Below are 20,524 nucleotides of genomic sequence, written 5' to 3' on the forward strand. Positions count from 1 at the left end.
TCCTTATTTTTTTGGAATACGAACCGATATTTTGCTGCCTTCTCCATATATGCTGCAGATCTCAACCCCGTAGGGCTGGCCAAAATACAATCTGATCCGCTGATGCACATTTTGCAGGCCAAAGCCGCCTTCCTGATCATCCTGCTGGGCTGCCAGAGAGTCGATCGGCTTCTCCAATTCCTCCTGCAGCTGTGCCAGCCGCTCCGGCGTCATGCCAATTCCGTTGTCTTCCACCGTCAGGATTAGATCTCTATCTTCGACATGCCCGCTAATTCTGATCAATCCTTGGCCGCGCTTGTTTTTAATTCCGTGATAGATCGCATTTTCCACTAAAGGCTGCAGACTCATCTTCAGAATCGGGTAGACTTGAAGCTCGGGATCAACCTCTATCTCATATTGCAAAATATCATGATATCTCATCTGCTGGATGACCAGATAATTATGCGCATGCTCCAGCTCCGTCTTAATTGAAATCCAGTCTCGGCCCTTGTTCAAGCTTAAGCGGAAGAACCGGGATAAGGCTTTGACAAGTTTGATAACGCTTTCTTTTTTCTCCGCTTCAGCCATCCAAATAATCGAGTCCAAAGTGTTGTACAGAAAATGGGGGTTAATCTGGGCTTGAAGGGTTCGCAGCTCCGCCATTTGCTTCTGTTCCTGCTCCCGTCTGTTCTTATTCATCAGACTCTTGATCTCTTCAATCATCCGGTTAAAGCTGTTGCCAAGATCCGCAATCTCATCCGTCCCGGTTGGCGTCACCTTCGCATCCAGGTAACCGCTTGAGGCTTTGCGCATCTTGTTCATCAGGATTTGAATCGGTAGAGTAAGGCGGTTAGTCAGGAAGAAATAAAGCGTTAAAGCAAAGATCGCGCTAAGCACAACGCTGACGATAATCAGCTGCCGAATGCTGTTGGCCTCTGCGATAATCTCTTGAAACGGCACGACACCGACAATTTTCCATCCGGTAATTTGCGACGTGCTGTATACAATGAATTGAGGCTTGGATTTGGTTGGGAGAACATAGCTGTCACTTGCTGCCGTCATCGGTTCCTGCGCGATCTGTTCCAGAATGTTGTGCGAGGCCTTGGGGGACTGAGGCTGGAAGACGGTGGTTCCGTATTGGTCATTAATATAGAAGAAGCCGGTTTTGCCGATAACGGTATTCGCCAGAAAATCATCAATCATCGCTTCGTTAAGGTCAATAACTATAAAGCCGATAACTTCATGCGTAATTCGCTGTTTAATTGCCGCGACAATCGATAACGCATTCTGATTCGGATAAGTAAATCCGTCGAGACGGTTATGATCGGAGGAAGCGGACTCGGGAATTCGCAAGACGGCATCCGGGTATTGCGTTAAATATTGAAAATACGGATTTCGCAGCGGGTTACGGTCTAATTGGAAAACGCCTTTCCGTTCGCTGATGCCTTTTCCGTAAAAGTTCACCATCGATATGTTTAATACTTTGTCGTACTGATAGGTTTCCCGGTAGAACTTGAACGTCTGAAGGATCGACTTGGCTTCCTGATACGTCTCGGATTGCGAATAGAGGAATTGCAGTACCTGCGGATCCTTCCCCATTTCCAAGATCCTCTCGGTATCCCCGAACAGATTATCCATATTGCGCGCTAATTGGTCCGCGGCCAGCTGGGTCGAGGCTTTACTGTGATCGGAGACGGTATTGTACGATTTCTGATAGGAGATGAGTCCAACGAGCAGTAAAGGAACGGCAGTAAGAATAATAAACATGCTCAGCAATTTGGCCCGGAGGCTCGAAGTAATCCACTTGATGAGCTTCATTGGTTGTTCTCTCCAATTAAGATGAAATTTGTTCCACCACAATAGAACTTGAAAATTTTTAAGGCAAGAGTGGCCTCGATAGAAGTTTTCTCATTATAGCATGATTTTTAGCGCTTTTAAGAGATTCGCGGCATAGTGCACCTTTTGCCAAAAAAATTACACTTTACGTTGAAGGTCCGAGTAAGATACCAAAATTATTAAATCAAACTCGAAACGGATTCCATATTCTCCCTTTAAGCTCCGGATCTATACTTAAGGCACGCCAAACATGGTGAACTTAAGGGAGGATTAACCAGATGAAGCTAAAGAAAAGATGGGGACTTGCTGTAACGCTTGCTGTCATGATGTCTATTGTAACCGCATGCGGCGGAGGTAATGGAGGCAATAACGCGAACAATACGGCGAATGCCACCAATAAGCCGGCCGAGACAGCTGCGGCGCAGGAGGATACGGGCAGTACGGGTGCAGGAGACAAGAAGATTACGCTTGGCTTTTCGCAGGTAGGGGCAGAGAGCGGCTGGCGTACGGCTAATACGAAGTCGATTCAGGATACGGCAAAAGAGGTGGGCTTTGATCTGAAGTTCTCCGACGCGCAGCAGAAACAGGAAAATCAGATTAAAGCCATCCGTTCCTTCATCCAGCAAAAGGTCGACGTGATCGCTTTCTCTCCGGTTGTAGAATCCGGTTGGGATACGGTACTGAAAGAAGCAAAGGACGCCGGCATTCCGGTTATCCTGACAGACCGCGCGGTGGATTCGGCAGATACGTCGCTGTACAAGACGTTTATCGGTTCGGACTTTGTTGAAGAAGGCAAGAAAGCCGGCCAATGGCTGCTGGATCAATATAAAGATACGCAGGAAGATGTCAATATCGTAGAGCTGCAAGGGACAACGGGCTCTGCTCCGGCGAATGACCGCAAAGCGGGCTTCCAGGAAATGATCGGCTCCAATCCCAAGCTCAAAATTATTGCTTCCCAGACCGGTGACTTTACACGTGCCAAAGGCAAAGAGGTTATGCAAGCTTTCCTGAAGGCGCATAAAGATATCGACGTTCTGTATGCCCACAACGATGATATGGCATTAGGCGCGATTCAAGCGATCGAAGCGGCTGGTCTTGTGCCGGGCAAAGACATCATTATTATTTCAGTCGATGCGGTTAAAGACGGCATGCAGGCAGCAGCAGACGGCAAGATCAACTTTATCGTGGAATGCAACCCGCTGCTTGGACCACAGCTTATGGAAGCCGTTCAAGCCGTTGTAGACGGCAAAGAAATTGATGCGCGTATCGTTACGAAAGAATCAACCTTTACTTCGGAGCAGGCGAAGGAAGCTTTGCCAAGCCGTCAGTACTAATGTTCTAAGAATAGTACGAAAAGCCGCCTGGAGCACCAGATTGCCGCTTGGCGGCTTTTTCGCTTGGAAAGGAGACGGATATATGCATACACCGCTATTGCAAATGACGGGAATTACGAAACGATTCCCTGGCGTTAAGGCTTTGTCCAACGTGGATTTCAGGCTGTTCCCCGGTGAAGTCCATGCGCTTATGGGAGAGAATGGAGCAGGCAAATCTACCTTGATTAAGGTGTTGACCGGGGTATATTCCATCGATGAAGGAACGGTAAGAATCGATGATCGGACTGTAACGATCGCAGGTCCGCTAGAGGCGCAGAAAGCCGGGATAAGTACCGTTTATCAGGAAGTGAATCTATGTCCCAATCTGACGGTGGCCGAGAATGTCTTCATAGGCAGAGAGCCTCGGAGGTTTGGCAGGATTCAATGGAAGAAGATGAACGAGGATGCGAAGCAGCTCTTGAAGGAACGGTTAAACCTGTCGATTGATGTGACGCTGCCGCTTCACGCCTATTCCGTCGCTATCCAGCAGTTGATTGCCATTGCGCGGGCTCTCAGCATTTCTGCCAAAGTGCTTATTCTCGATGAACCAACCTCCAGTCTGGACCAAAATGAGGTCCAGCAGCTATTTGGCATCATGCGAAAATTAAAAAGCGACGGACTGGCGATTCTGTTCGTTACCCACTTCCTCGATCAGGTCTATGAAATGTCGGACCGGATCACCGTGCTTCGTAACGGAGAACTGGAAGGGGAGTACATGGCTGCCGAGCTGCCGCGCATTGAGCTTGTATTGAAGATGATCGGCAAGGATCTGAAGCTGCTCGAAGAACTGCCGAAGCTGTCCGAGGAAGCAGGCGAAGCGGCCGGTACGATGATGATTAACGCATCTGCTCTGGGACGCAAAGGCGCGATCAAACCGTTTGATCTGGAGATCCGCAAGGGTGAGGTTGTTGGTTTAGCAGGCCTCTTGGGCTCGGGAAGGACGGAAATAGCCAGATTGCTCTTTGGTGTAGACCGGCCGGATGAAGGGAAGCTGCTTGTAGCGGATTCCGGCAGTACGGTGAAATCGCCCAGAAATGCGATAGACCTTGGCATTGCCTTTTGCTCAGAGAACCGGAAGACGGAGGGCATTATCGATGATCTTACGGTCCGGGAAAATATTATACTGGCCCTGCAGGCAACCAAAGGCTGGTCGAGACCGCTGTCGCGCAAAAAGCAGGATGAGATTGCCGAACAATATATCAAGATGCTGAACATTAATCCGCCGAATCCCGAACACTTAATCAAGAACCTCAGCGGCGGCAATCAGCAGAAGGTATTGCTTGCCCGCTGGCTGCTGACGGAGCCGGATCTGCTCATACTGGATGAACCAACCAGAGGGATTGACATTGGTGCCAAAGCGGAAATCCAGAAGCTTGTTCTATCCCTGGCGAAACAAGGAATGTCGGTTCTCTTTATCTCTTCCGAGATGGAAGAAGTGATTCGCGTCAGTGACCGCGTAGCCGTATTGCGAGACCGGATGAAAGTGAAGGAATTGAGCAGCAGCGAGATTAACCAGAAGGAAATTATGCAAGCGATGGCAGGAGGATAAGGCAATGGGAGGCAAATTGTACAGGCATCATTTGTTCTGGCCGGTAACCGTGCTTGGCGCACTACTATTATTTAACCTGATCTATTCTCCGGATTTTTTCTCTCTTGTTATCCGCGGAGGAAATTTGTATGGCAGTCTTATTGATATTCTTAATTTCGGTGCACCGCTTATCCTTGTATCGATCGGAATGACGCTTGTTATTGCAACGGGAGGCATTGACCTCTCGGTCGGGTCCATCGTTGCCATATCAGGCGCGATGGCTTGTCTAACGATAAGCAAAGGCACGGATCAAAGCTCCTTTCTGCTCGTTATAGGAGCGGTAGGTGCTTCCATTATTCTCTCTGTTGTACTTGGCATGTGGAATGGCGCACTCGTAACGATTACTCGCATTCAGCCAATCATTGCGACTCTTATTTTAATGGTTGCCGGCCGCGGCATCGCGCAATTGATTACAAGCGGACAGATTATAACCGTTTCGAATTCGAATTATGAATATATCGGCGCGGGTTCGCTTGCAGCCTTGCCGTTTTCCATTTTTATCGTTGCAGCCGCATTGCTGATTGCCTCTCTGTTGACACGAAGGACGGCTATCGGATTGTTCATTGAATCGGTCGGCAGCAATCCTGAGGCAAGCCGGCTCGCGGGTCTTCGTTCCAAAACCGTTATTCTGACGGTCTATATTTTCTGCGGATTATGCGCCGGAGTTGCAGGCCTCATTCTAAGCTCGAACGTTTCCAGTGCAGACGGCAATAATGCCGGCTTATGGTATGAGCTTGACGCCATTTTGGCGGTTGTTATTGGAGGTACTTCGCTGAACGGAGGCAGGTTTTATTTGATGGGAACGGTTATTGGCGCCTTAATCATTCAGACGTTGACCACAACGATCTACATGATTGGCGTTCCTCCCGAAATTACGCTTGTCGTCAAAGCATTTGTTGTGCTCGCCGTTTGTCTCATTCAATCCGAGGCTTTCCGGAAGACGCTTATAACCCGTTGGAAAAAAAGGAATTATCCGGCCGAACAGGAGGTTACCCGCCATGCTTAACCGCAAATATATTCCGATTCTCGTTACCTTTGGCCTGCTTGCAGCCATGTTTGCCGCAGGGTCATTCCGTTATACCGGATTTTTCTCCGCGCAGGTACTGTATAATCTGCTGATCGATAACTCTTTCCTCATCATCACCGCCGTAGGGATGACCTTTGTCATCATTTCCGGAGGAATCGATTTGTCAGTAGGATCCGTTATCGCACTAACGACGATGTTATGCGCAAGCCTGGTTGAACAGCAAGGCTGGTCGCCAGCCGTTGTCATACCGATGGTCCTTATCCTGGGGTCATTGTTTGGGACCTTAATGGGCGCTATTATTCATTATTTCAAAATTCAGCCGTTTATCGTTACGCTTGCCGGGATGTTCCTCGCCAGAGGAGTCTGTTATATCATCAGCATTAATACGATTACGGTGACGAATGGCTTTTTTACGAAGGTGGCACAAACGAAGGTAATTCTCCCGGGGGGCAATATTTCTATCAATGTCATTATTGCATTAGCCCTTGTGCTAGCTGCAATCTTTCTGGCCCATTATACGAGATTCGGGCGCAATGTCTATGCGATTGGAGGCAGCGAGCAGTCTGCTTTGCTGATGGGCTTGCCGGTTGCCAGAACCAAAATTCTGGTCTATGCGTTTAGCGGCTTCTGCTCGGCACTGGCCGGGGTGGTGTTTACCTTCTATATGTTGTCCGGGTATGGTCTTCATGCGATGGGACTGGAGCTCGATACGATTGCCGCGGTTGTCATCGGCGGAACCTTGCTTACCGGCGGCGTCGGATACATCGCTGGTACCTTCATAGGCGTATTGATACAGGGGGTTATCCAAACTATAATTAGCTTTGAAGGAACACTTAGCTCCTGGTGGACCAAAATTGTGATCGGCTTATTATTGTTTGTCTTTATCCTATTCCAGAGATTGCTCAGTGAAAGGCGCATAACACTGAAGACATAAGGGGTAATTCCAAGGGGGCGGGCATGAAACGGCTAATCTATCTTGTATTTGGTCTAATTGTTCTACTTATGCTCCAAGGCTGCACATCCCGTGAGGAAGGCTCGGTCCCCGCACCATCGATTGACAGCGAAGCGCCTCCGGCCATTAGCGAATGGCTTAAAAGCTCCGCATCATCGGTAAATCCGGAGAAGCCCATTACCCTTGGATTCTCCCAATTGGGAAGCGAGAGTGCCTGGCGTCTGGCGAATACGGCTTCAGTACAGGATGCGGCAGCCGAATCCGGTATTCACTTAATAATCGAAAATGCAGAGCAGTCCCAAACCAAGCAATTCGAAGCGATCCGTTCTTTTATTCAAATGAAAGTCGATGTCATTGCGATTGCCCCGGTTGTGGAATCCGGCTGGGAGGATATTCTTCTCGAGATCAAGCAAGCCGGGATTCCGGCGGTTATTCTGGATCGTTCGGTTAATGTGAAGGACACGTCCCTCTTTGTGACAACCATTGGCTCTAACTTGTATGAAGAGGGCGTCAAGGCAGGCAAATATTTGATCGACCGGATGCGCAACCAGCCAGGCCCGATCCGGATTGCCGAGCTGCAGGGAACGAAGGGCTCTACTCCTTCCATTCAGAGGGGGGAAGGCTTCCGAAGCATTATTGCGGCAAGAGAGGATATGGTCATTACACAAAGCGCCCCTGCCGATTTTACGGAAGAGATGGGCAGGGAAGTGATGCGCACCTTCCTGGACGTCCCTGCAAAGGAGCGTCCACAGGTGTTATTCGCTCATAATGACGATATGGCTCTTGGTGCGATTGAATCGATTGAAGAGGCAGGTCTCAGACCTGGTATCGACATCATTGTCATATCGGTCGACGGCTCCCGCAAGGCTCTGCAGCAGCTTGCGGCAGGCAAGCTGAACGCGGTTGTCGAATGTAATCCGCTGCTAGGTCCGCAGCTAATGCAGACGGCTAAGGAAATCATGGCCGGCCGAACCTTGCCGAAGCGCATGGTTCCGCCGGAGGATATCTTTACGCAGGAGAGAGCGGCAGAAGAGATAAGCAAGCGTAAATTTTAGCCTAGTAGTCTCAGACAGACGGAAATCCGCGAAGTGCGGATTTTTTTCTTTTTGGAAACAGAAACGTCGCTTATAATAGGTTTGGTTATATCTGGAAAGGGCGGTGGAGCTGGTACAGGAAAAGTTAGTAAAGGCAAACAAAATCGCTTGGGAAACAAAAGCATACGAAGCATGGGTACGGCAATACGGTTCTCCTGCAGAATTAGCCGAGACATTAAGGCAGACAGGCGTTCATCATTTGCGGTATTGGTTGAAATACATAGGAGATCCGGCAGGGAAGCGGGTTCTCAATCTGCTTGGTTCTCACGGGAGGAAAGCGATCGCGCTGGCTATGCTTGGGGCAGAGGTTACGGTTGTGGATTTATCCGCAGAGAATCAGCGTTATGCTCTTGATGTTGTCCGCCGCCGATTGCGTCCGAACGGACGGTTTCTGCTGACCGATTTTCATCCTTTTGCAAGGGCATGGGCGAATACTTATAATCTGCCGGAGCCTAGCGGCAATTACTTTGACAGGCGTGTCAAAGAAGGCGATGTTGCATTCGCTAAGCTGCTGCCGGAAGAGGAGAGAAAAGGTTTAGGCAAGGTGCTGGCCTGCAGCTGGACCCTTGGCGACATTCTGTCGGCAGCGGGTGCTTCAGGATTATATATCCGAACCTTTGAAGAAATTCAAAGCTCATCCAACCCCAATATCCCAGAGTTTTACACGCTGGTGGCCGATAAGATTGAAGCCGCTTTAGCGCCGCTCTATCCAGCTGCAAGTGATGGGGTTTAGCTGGCAAAAGGCATAAAATATTTTTTTGTTTGATGAAAGATTTAGTAGGTACAAGTCCACATTCTTTTCCTGCTATATTCATATGGTATTGCAAAAATAGATAATAGATTAGACAATGACGCCCACCTGCTGGTGTCATCTTTTTATTGCGAGAAAGATGAAACATTTTGGCTTGTACCAACGTTTAATTTAGCATTAAAAGGAATATGGTGTAGGATTATAGCTTCTTTTCAGAAAGATCGTTGATTCCTTGGCAGGGCACATGAAAGGGGCGGCTAAATTGCAATTATATTTTCGGGAAAACTTCTGGAACGCCGGATTGACGGAGATTTTGGATGGGCAGGAACAAAAGGTTGGACATTTGGATTTGAGAAGCGCGTTTGGTTCTGCCATTGACATCTATGGGGCGAATGGAGAGCTGCTGTATAACGGTAGATTTCCTTTCTTCTCGGGCAAATGGGAGGTCAACGGTGCGGACGGGGAGCAGCTGGGAAGGCTTAGAAGCAGGCTGTCGTTCTTCTCGAAAAAGTATACCTATGAAACCATAGGACGAGGGGATTATGAGATTATATCTCCGGCCTTCTCGAAGGACTATGATATTGTAGACGAATCGGAAATTGTTGTCGCCCAGTTTAAGCAAGTGAATGGCTGGTTTTCGTCCGGAGCTTTTGTGCTCGATAATCAATGCGAATTTCTGGATTCTTATGAGCTTATCGCCGTTATCATCGGAATGCATGCAATTCAGAAGGCTGCGAACAGCGCAGCTACTTAATAATAGAGAGAAGACGTCCATGCCGGGCGTCTTTTTATTTCCTGCTTAAAGCCTATCAAACTCTCAACTATGGTACATTGAAGAAGAATGATTCAGATTGGTATTCCACAACTGGAGGGACCGGGATGAGCAGAAGCGTATTAAATGAGGATGAGTTCTATAAGAAAGTGTACGGCGGCTGGATGGGAAAAAACATTGGAGGAACGCTAGGCGGACCGGTTGAAGGGGAGATGGAAGTATTAAAGCTCGACTTCTATCCGGAGCTTAAAAATTTGCCGCTCGCAAACGATGATCTGGATCTGCAATTAGTAGCTTTGCATGCGCTGGAACGTCACGGGGCCAGAATGACTGCGAAGGAGCTTGGCCAGGAATGGCTGGAGCATGTGTTTTTCCCATATGACGAATACGGCTACGCCCTGACCAATCTCCGCAGAGGATTAATTCCTCCGGTCTCGGGATCGTTTAATAATCCTTTTGTGGATTGCATGGGCTCCCCGATCCGATCTGAGTTATGGGCGATGGTTGCCCCTTGCGCTCCTAATATTGCTGCCCATTATGCCTATCAGGACGCGATCCTCGACCATGCTGGCGGGGAAGGCGTTTATGGAGAAATGTTCTTTGCCGCGATCGAAAGTGCCGCTTTTGCTGAAAGCGACCGGGATACTCTCATTCAGATTGGCCTTAGCTATATTCCTGCTAACTGCCGTACAGCGCTGGCTGTAAAGGACCTCATCAGCTGGCATAAGGAAGGCAAGGATTGGCTTGAGGCGCGTGCACTCGTACTTGAGCATCATGGCAGTGACAATTTTACCGATGCCCCGCAAAATATCGCTTTTACCATCCTTGGCTGGCTATACGGCGAGGATTTTGGAGACGCCATTTTGAAAGCGGTTAACTGCGGATATGACACGGATTGTACCGCTGCTACGCTGGGAGCCTCGGCAGCCATACATTTTCGGATCAAGCGGAGATTGCACCATTTGCAGTTAATGCCGTAGATATTGCTTATCGGAAGGGAATGATCAAAGGTTATAAGGATGGCAGCTTCCTCCCTAATGCGTTAATAAGCCGGATTGAAATGACAGCAATGCTTATGCGTACGCTTAGTGAGCAGTCAACTCATGCTTCAACCGACTTTGCAGATGATCGTCTTATCCCGGCATGGGCAAAGTCTTACGTTGCGGCAGCTTATGATGCCGGGATTGTCAAAGGCCGAGGGAATAACCGATTTATACCCGAGGCAACGGCTACTCGTGCAGAAGCGGTCACCATGGTGCTGCATTTGTTGGATTATAATCATAAAGCGAAATAAGATGATAAATAAAGCATCCGGTGCATAATAGGCATCGGATGCTTTATTGTTAAAGTCATGTGACAATGTGGGCCGTTTAATACGGTTTCTCATACAGGAGAATCATGCTAATATAAGAGTGTTTTAATGTAATTTAATTAGGGAGAGTTAAATATGATCATCAAATTCATTCGTTTAAGGTAACGTAAGGTGCAGCTCACATAACCCGGCTTTTTAAACATAATGGCTTGGGTTTATTTGGCTGTGCCTTTTTCGTTCACCTAATACGAATGAAAGGGTGCTCTTTGTGTTGAAAAAAAGCAAAAAGTTGATGAGTGCTGGCAAAATCGAAAGTTTTCAGGAGATTTTTATATGTCCATTATGTAAAAGTCAGATGCAAATGGTCAATTTGCAAAGTTTAGTTTGCGGCAGTCAGCACTGTTTTGATATAGCAAAGCAAGGATATATAAACCTATTGTCTCGAGCAAGTCATGCAAAATACGATAAAAAAATTTTCGAATACAGAAGGGAAATCAGCAAAGGCGGTTTATTTAATCCCTTACATGCTGCGGTAAGTGAAATTATAACGAGTCAACTCCCGAGCAATGAGCCTGTGAGCATACTGGATGCAGGTTGTGGAGAAGGCACTCACTTAAATAACATAAAGAAAGAAATAAATCAGAAAAAAAATAACCCACTATTGGCTGTAGGGATCGATATTTCAAAAGAGGGAATTAGTTTTGCTGCAGCTGAATATCCAAATGCGATTTGGTGTGTCGCGGACATTGCAAACTGTCCATTTAATAGTCAGCAATTCCAATTCATTTTAAACATTCTTTCGCCGGCAAACTATTCAGAATTCCAGAGATTAATTACAGATGATGGTTTGATGATTAAAATCGTCCCTGAACAGGATTATCTAATAGAATTAAGAGAAATCTTTTACAAGGGATCAGAAAAACAGGTTTATTCAAATTCACTTACAACTAGTCATTTTAACGAACACTTTAAGTTATTAGATGTTGAAAGCATTCGATATCAAGCAAATCTGAGTGAACCCTTAATCGAACCTTTGCTTGGTATGACGCCATTATCCTGGGGGACTTCCAAGGAGCGCATAGAAAAAATTCGACAGATGAATCTGAAACAAGTCACTATGGACTTTAAAATTTTGATTGGCAAGAAATAAACCATTAGATTAAGACTCTAACGGAGCGTAGTAAGTATAGTATAGAATTGAAAAACAATCTTAGCTCGGCAGTTCGCCGGACTAAGGTTGTTTGGTTTATTGAGAAATAGAAAGGCCTTTTTTGGTCATACTGGCTAATAGTGTGAGACGATAGAGGGGAGGCGCAAGACGTGACCATTTTGCCGATACATGAACGGCTTGCGGAGTTGTGGATCATTCGCGGGGGCCGGCATCTGACCAGTGAAGAGCAAGCAGACTTCGAGCACTGTCTGGCGGTCAATGCTATGCATATTAGACAAATCGCCAATTTGTACAATCTATCGCTGGCCGCGTCCATGGCCGGGGATGTTACATGGCAGCACGAGATTTGCCAAAGGCTGGAGAGGCTGTGCGGTATGCCGCCGGGCTCGTCCCAATTATAGTGAATGACTAGCGCTCAGCCGTAACTTAACCGGACAGTTATTACGAAGAAATTTAAGCTTACCAACAAGACAGCTGCCGACAAACAGTCGGTAGCTGTTTTTTTGTTTTAATAACCAGCAGCCGCTATTTTAATGGAATTAAAGGGCAAGACCGTTCCTATGGCGAAATTATCAAGAAAGATCCCGGAATTAGTTGAGCAAATGACAGAAGAGTTAAGACAGCCACTCAGTTGAATAATAGCAGGGGTGTGATTGCGTGATTATCATGATAAATGGGGCTTTTGGTTCGGGTAAGACTTCCACTGCCCAAATGCTGCAAACATTAGTTGCGAACAGCATAATATTTGATCCTGAAGAAATTGGACTAATGATTAGAAAGATAATACCTGAGGAAGTAAGGCATATCCATGAACAAACTGATGATTTCCAGGACATTGAACTTTGGAAAATCTTGACCGTAAAGGTGGCGGGTGAGGTAAAACAAAAGTATCAAAAACACTTAATTGTACCCATGACCTTATTTAAAGAGGAAAATTTCAATTACATTTACAATGGATTTAAAAAATTGGATGAAGAACTGTATCATTTTTGTTTAATAGCTTCAGAGGACACCATTTATAACAGGTTAGTCAAGCGTGGCGATACAGTTGGAGGATGGTCATTCCAAAGGACGGCTGAATGTGTCGAAGCTTTTAAGAAGGATATTTATAAAGAGCATATAATTACGGATCACTTGAAGACAACTGAAATTATAGACGTAATTTTAAAGAGAATAAACAACAAATGATGAATGCAATTCGACGAATTGACTACTTCAACAGGTATTAATCTTAGTGGTAGAAGAAGCCGCCTCTACTCACCCAACCTTTATTGACACTGGGGGACAACCATGTATTACAACACTACGAGAAAGATTTTGTATGTAATGATTCTAGCAGGGATTTTTTTGATTATTTTCGGGATATGGCAATACTTTCCTCATTCATACTCGTCCGAAACCCCAGATAGCGTGTTTATGTCGTTAACAGCAAAGAGGGTTGTATTCCCATTAGTGGGTGTCATTCTAACAGCAATTGGTATTACTTTATTAAAGTTTGTTGATGAAGTTGAAAAAGAAACTATATCGCTTAGAGATGAGATCATTCATTTGAGAAAGATAGTGGAAAAGAATTCTAACAAAAGTTTCTAAACTTATGGGCTCAATCGCTAAGGGGACATTCATTCACAACAACACGACAGCAGCCGTCATGTAATTTCGGCTGCTGTTTTTGTTGAAATAAAGATAGTTACACGAAAAGGGAATGGTGGGTAATGTTAATTCTTATTTTCATTTTACTCCTGTTAAATGCAGGGCTACTATTGCATATTAACAGCAAGATACCAAAACGCGATTTATTAGCGGAAGCATTGGAGAGAGATAAATTACGACATATTGAAGAAGATAAAAATCAATCTTCAAACGTTTGATTACATTTTCATATGCTAAGGTGTTTACGGGTATACATGTGACAAGTGTTATTGAAAAGTGAATGAAAAAGGTATGGATTGGGAGTTACTGAATCGAATGGGAACTGGGATTCTTTTAATGAAAAATTAAAGAAGCTATTACCTCGGATTTGAATGCCAGAGTAACACATCCGCTTTACCTACAATATGATGAGTCTAGAAATATAAAGAGGTGAGCCAATGGCAGTCGTAAAATCCAGGAAACAGGATATTGATATGTTGGCAAGGTTGCTTCGCGCTGAAGCTGAGACCGAAGGCGAGATGGGCATGCTCCTCGTGGGAAATGTTGGCATTAACCGAATAAGAGGAAATTGCTCCGATTTTAAAGATATCCGAACAATTCCCCAAATGATCAACCAGCCGCATGCGTTCGAAGCGCTGCAACATAGTATGTACTATCAAGGCGCAAGAGAGAGGGAACGTCGTCTGGCGCAGCGGGCTGTGAACGGGGAGCGGAATTGGCCAGGCGAATTCTCGCTTTGGTATTTCCGTCCAGGATCGTTCGATAATCCCGGGCCATGTCCGCCAACTTGGTATGATCAGCCGTTCGTAGGAAGATGGAAGAAGCACTGTTTTTATCAACCTACAGTGCAAGAATGTCAAAATATATATAATACGTAACTGACTGTCACAGCCAAGAACGTTACCCATTAATGCCGCGTAAATCGCGGCTTCTTTGGGTTTAGTGTAATAAAGTTGTTGTTAATTTTGAAATCGATTTCAAAAAAAGTGAGCAACTATGAGTCCGGCGTGCGAAGTATTTAACACCATAAACCAGCTGTTTACTTCAGATATCAGTTAAATTGTTTTGAATTAGTTATTGAAATCGATTTCAATTGATGATATTATCCATTTCAGGAAAGCAGCATGAGATTACAGCATGGGATTTATTCCAAAAATACTTTCTTGAGAGGTGCTTAAAGCATGGGAGCTAGTATGTGGAAACGGGTGGCCGCACAGACATTGGTTGCTGGTCTTGTTGTCTCCAGCTTTACCGGTATTGCAGTACCGGCTGTATCGGCAGCGACTGATCCGGTCAATGTGTGGATGACAACGGGTGACAAGAGTAATTTGTTAAGCAAGCAGCCGGACGTTGCATTTGAAACAAATGGTGCGCCGGCGGAGCTGACCATTGATTTGGATGAGAATACGAAGTATCAGACGATTGACGGATTTGGCGGTTCTCTTACGGATTCTTCGGCGTATGTGATTTCACAGATGGATGAGCAGGCAAAAGATGCTCTGATGAATAAGCTGTTCAGCCGAGAAGGTGACGGCGCGGGGTTTAGCTATTTGCGTCTGCCAATGGGTGCAAGCGATTTTGCAACAAGCATTTATACATATGATGATATGCCGGCAGGTGAGTCCGATCCCGAACTTGAGCATTTCTCGATCGCTCATGACAGCGCATACATTATTCCGCTTCTTCAGCAGGCATTGGAAATTAATCCGGATTTGAAAATCATGGGAACACCATGGAGTGCGCCAGGCTGGATGAAAACAACGGACTCATCGATAAAAGGGAAGCTGAAAGAGGAATATTACGGCGCGTACGCGCAATACTTCGTTAAATTTATTGAGGCGTATGAAGCAGCGGGGATACCGATTGATGCGGTTACGCTTCAGAATGAGCCTCATTTCGAGCCGGGTGATTATCCGGGGATGCGGATGGAGCCGGAGGACCAGGCCAAGTTCGTTAAAGATTACTTGGGTCCAGCTTTTGAAACTGCTGAAATCGATACTAAAATTGTGGTCTGGGATCATAACTGGAGTGAACCACAGTATCCGATTGACGTTCTGAACGATGCAGATGCGAAGAAATATATTGCCGGCTCCGCTTTCCACGGCTATGCGGGTAATGTAAGCGCTCAGTCGCTTGTTTATGACCAGCATCCGGACAAAGATATTTACTTCACGGAAAGCTCCGGCGGTGAATTCTCCCCTGACTTTGCCGGCAACGTACAATGGGACTTCCAAAACCTTATCATTGGCGCAACCCGCAACTGGGCACGGACTTCGCTCAAATGGAATATTGCCCTTGACGAGAACCACGGCCCGTATGTAGGCGGCTGTAAGGACTGCCGCGGGATCGTTACCGTTAACAGCAGCACGGATGAAGTGACTTACAATGAAGAGTTTTACGCCTTTGGCCAGGCAAGCAAGTTTGTTCTGCCGGGTGCGCAGCGGATCAAGTCGAATACATTCGGAGCAGGCAGCATTGAAGATGTTGCGTTCGTAAACCCGGACGGCTCCAAGGTATTGCTTGCACTGAACTCATCCAAGGAACCTAAGGATTTCAAAGTGAGATGGGGTGCAAAAAGCTTTGCCTACACCCTTCCAGCAGGAGCGGCAGCAAGCTTTGTATGGAACGGTACGCAGGACGGCACAGCATCCATCAGTCCATATGCGGCCTTGCAAGCAGAGGATTACAGCGAATCAAACGGTATTACAACAGCTGTAACAACAGACACTGGCGGCGGAAAATATGCAGGTTCTTCGTCAGACGGCAGCTATATCGCGTTTGATCATGTCGAGTTCCTGAATGGAACGGCAAGTGTGAAAGTTAGAGCCCAGGCTCAAGGTGACGGCGGCATAGAATTCCGTCTGGATGCTCCGGATGGGGCATATGCAGGAGGCATAGATCTTACCGATACGAACGGCTCCTGGATTACGAAAGCCGCGCAGGTAGAAGCCGTTACAGGCAAGCATAAGCTCTATGTAGTGTTCCGCGGCAAAGTGAATCTGAACTGGTTCCAGTTCTCTTATGATTTTGTGCAGAGCAGCTTCAACTACTTGAGTATTGGCGGCAGCTTTGAAGAAGGGGCACTTGCCGGTTGGAACGGCTGGACACCGGAAGGTCAGGCTAGCGCCCAAAAGGCGGACAGAGACAACCCGCGAACCGGTTCGTATAAGCTCACTCATTATTTAGGCGGCAGTACGCCATACGAGCAGACGACATACCGTACCGTCAAAGTGCCAAACGGAACCTATAAGGCTTCGGTCTGGTATCAAAAAGGCGGCGATACCCAGGTAAGTCTAGAAGCGAAGCAATATGGCGGCGCAGATCTCAGCGTGCCTGCAGCAACAACGGCGTATGTAGGATCTTGGACGCAAATCGTTATTCCTGAGATTCAGGTGACAAGTGGCCAAGTTGAACTCGGCATTCATTCTCTTAACAAAGGCGGCGAATGGGCAGCCTTTGACGATGTGGAATTGACACCGGTTATTACGAAAGCGCCATCGGCAGCACAAGGGACGGATGCTCCGGAAACCCCTCAAGGTGTAAGTGCAGAGCTTGACGGAGGTCATAACATAAAGCTTGCCTGGACATCCGTTCCTGGTGCAGAAGGCTATAAAATCTATCGTTCTACTGCAGACTCAGCAACGACGGCAGGTGGTGTATACCCGGATTACCGCTTGATCGGACTGGCTTCCGGAGAGGCAACCAGCTATGTTGATCAAGGCTTGCGCGGTTCTACCGCTTATTCCTACCGGGTCACGGCCTTTAATACAACAGGAGAATCGGCTGCAAGTGTATCTGATATTGCAACAACTGCGGCAGGTTCCGATACGGCAGCACCTGCTGCTCCTGCCTCGCTGATTGCTGAACCGGGCATTGAGCAGGTGATGCTAGTTTGGGAGCCAAACGCGGAGACGGATTTCCTGAAATACAATGTTTATGTCAATGGCTTTAAACGGGCATCGGTAGATCCGGCGCCGGAATCCCGCTATACCGTAACGAATTTGAAAGCGGGTACGCGTTATACCTTTACCGTTAAAGCGGTGGACCAGGCGGGCAACGAATCGGCAGCAAGCAACGCTGTGACCGAAACTCCAACAGTTGCGAGTGTTCTCCTGCCGCTCCCGGGCAACAACCTGGATTTTGAGACGACGGATCAGGATGGAAAGCCTACACTTTCGCCATGGCAGGAATGGCATCCGGGAACGCAAGCCAATGCTTCCTCCATCGATAATGATTCGCCTCGCGGCAAATATAAAATGACGCATTGGGCAGGATCGGCTTACCAGCAATCGAACTTTCAAACGCTGACCGTTCCTAACGGTATGTACAAAGTTCAAGTGTGGGCAAGAACCGGCGGGGGACAGAACAAATTCCAGCTTGAAATATCAGGCTATGGCGACGATGTACCGCAGCTGACGAAGGATATGAGAAGCGCAAGCGGAAGTGTGTATACTCCATTTGCCATTGACCAAATCGAAGTAACGAACGGCAAGCTGCAAATCGGCATATTCTCGGATGCCAAAAGCGGCAACTGGGCGGCCATTGATGATTTTGAAGTGTACCGCTATCCGGATGCGACAGTTGGTGTAACCGGGGTTACACTCGATAAAGCCGAGCTTTCCCTTAATCTGTCGAACATGAAGACGGGCACACTGACTGCGGCCGTGCAGCCAGGTGATGCTGAGAATCATAATGTTTACTGGAGCAGCAGCAACTCTTCGGTAGCAGCTGTAGCAGGTGGCGTAGTTACAGCCAAAGGGGTTGGAACGGCAGAAATTACGGTCACTACGGAAGATGGCGGCTTCACAGCTAAAGCAAATGTGACTGTATCAAGCGGAGAGACTACTCCAACGAACCCGACAGATCCTAATGGAGCCGGAAATACAACTGGTCCTGTCGTGACCAAAGATGGAACCGGTTCTACGATTAGCGGGTTCACCTCGAAAACCGAGACTGATCCGAATGGCGATTCAGCTTCCGTAGTCAAGGTGAATGCAGCATTGCTTACTAGTGCCGCTCAAGACAGCAAGGTGGATTTGATAACAATCGATTTAAGCGATCTGGACGATCAAAGCCATCTACAGGCAGAATTCCCGGCAAATACGCTGACAGAGCTATTAAACACGAACAAAAATCTTACGATTAAGGTAAAAACCGATCTTGGAACGTATGAGCTTCCCCTGCAAGCTATTCTGAGCAGCATGTCAGGAAGCGGACAACAGCTTCGTATTGGAGTTAGCCAGGTTTCGAATACCGCTAAACAGGCAGCAGAGCAAGCACTTCACAACAAACAAGGCAGCTTGATTGGTGTCCCGGTCGAATTTACAGTATGGATCGGCAAGGATCAGAGCTGGCAGGAAGTCACTCGCTTTGGCAAGCATTACGTCATCAAGACAATTACTCTTGGCAAGACGAATGAAAAGCCGGCTGCTGGAGTTGTGATTGGGACGGACGGTACGATTCTTCCGGTACCAACGACCTTCATGACAGATGCAAACGGAAATGTAAATGCAATTATTCGTTCCAATCATAATAGCGTGTATGCTGTAGTTGCAGCGAACAAGTCGTTCCGAGATACAAAAGGCCATTGGGCGGAAAAAGAGATTAACGCCCTTGCTTCGAGCTTTATTGTAAACGGTGTAACGGCAGATCAATTTGCTCCTGAGCAGCAGTTGACCCGTGCAGAGTGGGTCGCGATGCTGACCAGAGCGCTTGGTCTGACAGCAAGCTCCTCAGCAAGCAGCTATAAGGATGTTCCTGATAATGCCTGGTATGCTGAAGCCGTAGCTGCGGCGACAGAAACGGGAATTATCCAAGGCTTCACGGACGGAACCTTCCGTCCAAACGACAAAATGACAAGACAGCAGATGGCCGTAACAGCAGCAAATGTCCTTGCATTTATTGGTAAAACGCAGACGGGAAGTGCAGAACAGCTTGCAGCATTGAAGGACAGCAGCGATATCGCGGCATGGGCAGCGGATGCAGTAGCGCAATCGCTGAAATCCGGGCTTATTAAAGGGACGCCGGAAGGGCGATATTACCCGAATAAGACAGCAACACGCGCTGAAGCCGCATCGATTCTGTACAGGTTAAATACAACGATCCAAGCTTAATAAGGTATGAAGAAGCCGGCTATCGACAGCCGGCTTTTTCATTTGCGTGCGTCATGAGAATGCGAGAAACTGTAACTTTTTTACTTCTGAAACGTTTATTGTTAAAGATAAAGTAGAAATCTGCAGATTGGAGTCATGGTCAATGCCTTATACGTTAGCTCATCCGCTGTTTGCTTATCCTTTGAAACATGTGAACCGCAAATTGGTTAGTGTTACGGGTCTGGTGCTGGGAAGCATGGGGCCGGATATGGAGTATTTTGTTTATCTTGCGCCTCATCAGACGATTGGGCATACGATCCAGGGGTTGTTCATGCAAGTTATACCGCTATGTATTCTGCTGGGCATTTTATTTCATTATGTGGTCAAAAGATCACTTGCTCTGCATCTGCCATCGATATTCGATCTGGATAAGCGGGCATATCGACTGTTGAGCCGTTGGGATATGAGAAGCATCGGGGCATGGCTTATTTATTTGCTGTCCGTCGTTATCGGGTTCTACACCCATATCTTCGTTGATGGCTTTACGCATGAGAGCGGCTATTTTGTCCAGCATCTGGACGTGTTAAACCGGATTATTGTACTAGATCTGCCGTTATTTAAACTATTGCAATACAGCTTCTCGCTGCTAGGTCTGTCCGTCATGTCGCTAACGATTATTTTTCATCTCTATAAAAGCAAACCAAGCACGAAAGGCGTGTCTCGTATTCCATCCCATCAGAAATGGCTGTACTGGTTTGTTGTCGTGTTGTGGGCGGTGTTCCTCACCGTACTGAAACTATATGTCAGCGGTTTACCAACGATTAGTATTCTGGCAGTTGCGCCAGTCTCGGGACTTTGTGTAGGTCTGGTTGCAGCATCCATGATTTACAGGCAGGCATAGACTTCTATAAAATGGGAGAGAAGGCG

General features: G+C 47.0%; 16 protein-coding genes. 15 read left to right on the plus strand and 1 reads right to left on the minus strand.

What is annotated here, in order from left to right; all coding sequences use genetic code 11:
* Nucleotides 1–3: 3 nt before the first annotated feature.
* Nucleotides 4–1,797 carry a sensor histidine kinase gene (locus BM200_RS03510; protein ID WP_091181385.1) on the minus strand — a complete coding sequence of 598 codons (1,794 nt, stop codon included), beginning with the start codon at nucleotides 1,795–1,797 and terminating at the stop codon, nucleotides 4–6.
* Nucleotides 1,798–2,093: 296 nt separating this feature from the next.
* On the opposite strand from BM200_RS03510, the gene BM200_RS03515 reads away from it, so the two are divergent.
* The 15 genes from BM200_RS03515 (at nucleotide 2,094) to BM200_RS03590 (ending at nucleotide 20,498) form a co-directional block, all read left to right on the plus strand.
* Nucleotides 2,094–3,149 (plus strand): ABC transporter substrate-binding protein, encoded by a 1,056-nt coding sequence (locus tag BM200_RS03515; protein WP_091181387.1) that lies wholly within the window; start codon nucleotides 2,094–2,096, stop codon nucleotides 3,147–3,149.
* A gap of 82 nt (nucleotides 3,150–3,231) precedes the next feature.
* On the plus strand, nucleotides 3,232–4,737 hold the full coding sequence (locus tag BM200_RS03520; RefSeq protein WP_091183463.1) for a sugar ABC transporter ATP-binding protein: 1,506 nt from the start codon (nucleotides 3,232–3,234) through the stop codon (nucleotides 4,735–4,737).
* 4 nt (nucleotides 4,738–4,741) lie between these two features.
* Entirely contained in the window at nucleotides 4,742–5,782 is a 1,041-nt protein-coding gene (locus BM200_RS03525; RefSeq protein WP_091181389.1) for an ABC transporter permease, read from the plus strand.
* Nucleotides 5,775–6,737 (plus strand): galactofuranose ABC transporter, permease protein YjfF, encoded by a 963-nt coding sequence (yjfF, locus tag BM200_RS03530; RefSeq protein ID WP_091181390.1) that lies wholly within the window; start codon nucleotides 5,775–5,777, stop codon nucleotides 6,735–6,737. The genes BM200_RS03525 and yjfF overlap by 8 nt, the downstream gene beginning before the upstream one ends.
* Nucleotides 6,738–6,760: 23 nt before the next feature.
* Nucleotides 6,761–7,810: an ABC transporter substrate-binding protein gene (locus BM200_RS03535; protein WP_091181391.1), complete on the plus strand. Its 1,050-nt coding sequence runs from the start codon at nucleotides 6,761–6,763 to the stop codon at nucleotides 7,808–7,810.
* A gap of 103 nt (nucleotides 7,811–7,913) precedes the next feature.
* Entirely contained in the window at nucleotides 7,914–8,582 is a 669-nt protein-coding gene (locus tag BM200_RS03540; RefSeq protein ID WP_091181392.1) for a class I SAM-dependent methyltransferase, read from the plus strand.
* Nucleotides 8,583–8,862: 280 nt separating this feature from the next.
* Nucleotides 8,863–9,354: an LURP-one-related family protein gene (locus BM200_RS03545; RefSeq protein WP_091181393.1), complete on the plus strand. Its 492-nt coding sequence runs from the start codon at nucleotides 8,863–8,865 to the stop codon at nucleotides 9,352–9,354.
* A 125-nt stretch (nucleotides 9,355–9,479) separates the two neighbouring features.
* Complete coding sequence (locus tag BM200_RS03550) at nucleotides 9,480–10,352, plus strand: ADP-ribosylglycohydrolase family protein (protein ID WP_091181394.1); 873 nt, start codon at nucleotides 9,480–9,482, stop codon at nucleotides 10,350–10,352.
* Nucleotides 10,268–10,666, plus strand: a complete 399-nt coding sequence (locus BM200_RS03555; protein WP_139230746.1) for an S-layer homology domain-containing protein — start codon at nucleotides 10,268–10,270, stop codon at nucleotides 10,664–10,666. Before BM200_RS03550 ends, BM200_RS03555 begins: the two co-directional genes overlap by 85 nt.
* Nucleotides 10,667–10,952: 286 nt before the next feature.
* A complete protein-coding gene (locus BM200_RS03560) occupies nucleotides 10,953–11,834 on the plus strand; it encodes a putative RNA methyltransferase (protein WP_425434515.1) in 882 nt (293 codons plus the stop codon).
* A 170-nt stretch (nucleotides 11,835–12,004) separates the two neighbouring features.
* Nucleotides 12,005–12,256 (plus strand): DUF7667 family protein, encoded by a 252-nt coding sequence (locus tag BM200_RS03565; RefSeq protein WP_175532722.1) that lies wholly within the window; start codon nucleotides 12,005–12,007, stop codon nucleotides 12,254–12,256.
* A gap of 265 nt (nucleotides 12,257–12,521) precedes the next feature.
* The gene (locus BM200_RS03570; RefSeq protein ID WP_245772932.1) at nucleotides 12,522–13,043 is read left to right on the plus strand and encodes an AAA family ATPase; all 522 of its coding nucleotides are present in this window, start codon (nucleotides 12,522–12,524) and stop codon (nucleotides 13,041–13,043) included.
* A gap of 899 nt (nucleotides 13,044–13,942) precedes the next feature.
* Nucleotides 13,943–14,383 carry a cell wall hydrolase gene (locus tag BM200_RS03580; RefSeq protein WP_091181397.1) on the plus strand — a complete coding sequence of 147 codons (441 nt, stop codon included), beginning with the start codon at nucleotides 13,943–13,945 and terminating at the stop codon, nucleotides 14,381–14,383.
* Nucleotides 14,384–14,686: 303 nt separating this feature from the next.
* On the plus strand, nucleotides 14,687–19,618 hold the full coding sequence (locus BM200_RS03585) for an S-layer homology domain-containing protein (protein ID WP_245772882.1): 4,932 nt from the start codon (nucleotides 14,687–14,689) through the stop codon (nucleotides 19,616–19,618).
* 142 nt (nucleotides 19,619–19,760) lie between these two features.
* Entirely contained in the window at nucleotides 19,761–20,498 is a 738-nt protein-coding gene (locus tag BM200_RS03590) for a DUF4184 family protein (RefSeq protein ID WP_091181399.1), read from the plus strand.
* Nucleotides 20,499–20,524 lie beyond the last annotated feature (26 nt).

Source organism: Paenibacillus catalpae, from assembly GCF_900112695.1.
GTDB classification, from domain to species: domain Bacteria; phylum Bacillota; class Bacilli; order Paenibacillales; family Paenibacillaceae; genus Pristimantibacillus; species Pristimantibacillus catalpae.

What these genes read in the sequence shown, in the direction of transcription:
- BM200_RS03510 (WP_091181385.1), bottom strand. Translation starts at nt 1,797, where the DNA reads ATGAAGCTCATCAAGTGGATTACTTCGAGCCTCCGGGCCAAATTGCTG.
- BM200_RS03515 (WP_091181387.1), top strand. Translation starts at nt 2,094, where the DNA reads ATGAAGCTAAAGAAAAGATGGGGACTTGCTGTAACGCTTGCTGTCATG.
- BM200_RS03520 (WP_091183463.1), top strand. Translation starts at nt 3,232, where the DNA reads ATGCATACACCGCTATTGCAAATGACGGGAATTACGAAACGATTCCCT.
- BM200_RS03525 (WP_091181389.1), top strand. Translation starts at nt 4,742, where the DNA reads ATGGGAGGCAAATTGTACAGGCATCATTTGTTCTGGCCGGTAACCGTG.
- yjfF (WP_091181390.1), top strand. Translation starts at nt 5,775, where the DNA reads ATGCTTAACCGCAAATATATTCCGATTCTCGTTACCTTTGGCCTGCTT.
- BM200_RS03535 (WP_091181391.1), top strand. Translation starts at nt 6,761, where the DNA reads ATGAAACGGCTAATCTATCTTGTATTTGGTCTAATTGTTCTACTTATG.
- BM200_RS03550 (WP_091181394.1), top strand. Translation starts at nt 9,480, where the DNA reads ATGAGCAGAAGCGTATTAAATGAGGATGAGTTCTATAAGAAAGTGTAC.
- BM200_RS03570 (WP_245772932.1), top strand. Translation starts at nt 12,522, where the DNA reads ATGATAAATGGGGCTTTTGGTTCGGGTAAGACTTCCACTGCCCAAATG.
- BM200_RS03580 (WP_091181397.1), top strand. Translation starts at nt 13,943, where the DNA reads ATGGCAGTCGTAAAATCCAGGAAACAGGATATTGATATGTTGGCAAGG.
- BM200_RS03585 (WP_245772882.1), top strand. Translation starts at nt 14,687, where the DNA reads ATGGGAGCTAGTATGTGGAAACGGGTGGCCGCACAGACATTGGTTGCT.
- BM200_RS03590 (WP_091181399.1), top strand. Translation starts at nt 19,761, where the DNA reads ATGCCTTATACGTTAGCTCATCCGCTGTTTGCTTATCCTTTGAAACAT.